This window comes from Teichococcus deserti (genome assembly GCF_001982615.1).
Taxonomy (GTDB): Bacteria; Pseudomonadota; Alphaproteobacteria; order Acetobacterales; family Acetobacteraceae; genus Pseudoroseomonas; species Pseudoroseomonas deserti.
In genome coordinates, this window is record NZ_MLCO01000286.1 from 1 (window position 1) to 1,425 (window position 1,425).

The window sequence follows — 1,425 nt, forward strand, 5'->3', positions numbered from 1 at the left end:
CTGCTATACGGCCCCCCGAACGCCGCCGGCCCCCGTCCCGGCGGCCAGAGGGATTCCTGGATCATGGCGCGTCGCCGGCAGCTCTTCGAAGGTAAGGCCAAGGTCCTGTTCGAAGGCCCCGAGCCCGGCACCCTGGTCCAGTATTTCAAGGATGACGCCACCGCCGGCAACGGCACCAAGAAGGGCATCATCACCGGCAAGGGCGTGCTGAACAACCGCATCAGCGAATACCTGATGACGCGCCTGGCCGAGATCGGCGTGCCGACCCATTTCATCCGCCGCCTGAACATGCGCGAGCAGCTGATCCGCGAGGTCGAGATCATCCCGCTCGAGGTCGTGGTGCGCAACGTCGCCGCCGGCAGCCTGGCCGCGCGCCTCGGGCTGCAGGAAGGCACCCGCCTGCCGCGCTCGATCGTCGAATACTACTACAAGAACGACGCGCTGCAGGACCCGATGGTCTCCGAGGAGCATATCACCTGCTTCGGCTGGGCCTCGACCCAGGACCTGGACGACATGGTCGCCCTCACGCTGCGCATCAACGACTTCCTGTGCGGGCTGTTCCTCGGCGTCGGCATCGTGCTGGTCGACTTCAAGCTGGAATTCGGCCGCCTCTACGAGAACGACGAGATGCGCATCGTGCTGGCCGACGAGATCAGCCCGGACAATTGCCGCCTCTGGGACGTCAAGACCGGCGAGAAGATGGACAAGGACCGCTTCCGCCGCGACCTCGGCAAGGTCGAGGAAGGCTACCAGGAAGTCGCCCGCCGCCTCGGCATCCTGCCCGAGGCCGGGGTGCGCGACATGAAGGGCCCGGAGATCATGCAGTGACCGCCGCCGCCACCACCACCGCCCATCGCGCCAGCCCGGAGCAGAAAATGAAGGCCATCGTCACCGTCATGCCCAAGGCCGGCGTGCTCGACCCCCAGGGCAAGGCCATCGAGCACGCGCTCGGCACCCTCGGCTTCGGCGGCGTGGGCGAGGTCCGCACCGGCAAGATCATCGAGCTGGAGCTGGCCGAGACCGACCCCGCCGCCGCCCGCGCGGCCGCCGAGGCCATGGCCAAGAAGCTGCTGGCCAACACGGTCATCGAGAGCTTCCGCATCGAGCTGGCCTGACGCGGCCAAGGCGAGGAGGGCCCCCCGCGCGTGATCAAGGCCTCGCTGCTGATCATGCTACTGCTGACCGTCATGGTCGGCATGGGGCTGCGCTGGCGCCAGGCGCGGATGGAAGCGTCCCGCCAGGCCGCCGCCCCCGCCCCGCGCGGCCGCCGCGCCGCGGCGCGCCCGGGCTTCCTGGCCCGCGGCAAGGCGGGGATCGATCTGTGGATCACCGCCGCCGCCATCGCCTCGCTGGTCACCATCCTGCTGATGGGCGGGCTGCACTGGATCAAGGTCTGGCTGCAGTGACGCCCCCTGCCCCCGCCCC

3 protein-coding genes are annotated in these 1,425 nt (G+C 69.3%); all 3 read left to right on the forward strand.

All coding sequences use genetic code 11. The features are described 5' to 3' along the window. Positions 1–63 precede the first annotated feature (63 nt). From purC to BKE38_RS24340, 3 genes are read left to right on the forward strand one after another with little or no spacing between them, the layout of a single operon-like run. Positions 64–828 (forward strand): phosphoribosylaminoimidazolesuccinocarboxamide synthase, encoded by a 765-nt coding sequence (gene purC / locus BKE38_RS24330; RefSeq protein ID WP_076959813.1) that lies wholly within the window; start codon positions 64–66, stop codon positions 826–828. A gap of 47 nt (positions 829–875) precedes the next feature. Then, a complete protein-coding gene (purS, locus tag BKE38_RS24335; protein WP_076959815.1) occupies positions 876–1,115 on the forward strand; it encodes a phosphoribosylformylglycinamidine synthase subunit PurS in 240 nt (79 codons plus the stop codon). A 30-nt stretch (positions 1,116–1,145) separates the two neighbouring features. Then, entirely contained in the window at positions 1,146–1,406 is a 261-nt protein-coding gene (locus BKE38_RS24340) for a hypothetical protein (protein ID WP_076959814.1), read from the forward strand. Positions 1,407–1,425 lie beyond the last annotated feature (19 nt).

Bases quoted from the DNA above. Each gene is read 5' to 3' on its own strand.
- purC (WP_076959813.1), top strand. From the start codon at position 64: ATGGCGCGTCGCCGGCAGCTCTTCGAAGGTAAGGCCAAGGTCCTGTTC.
- purS (WP_076959815.1), top strand. From the start codon at position 876: ATGAAGGCCATCGTCACCGTCATGCCCAAGGCCGGCGTGCTCGACCCC.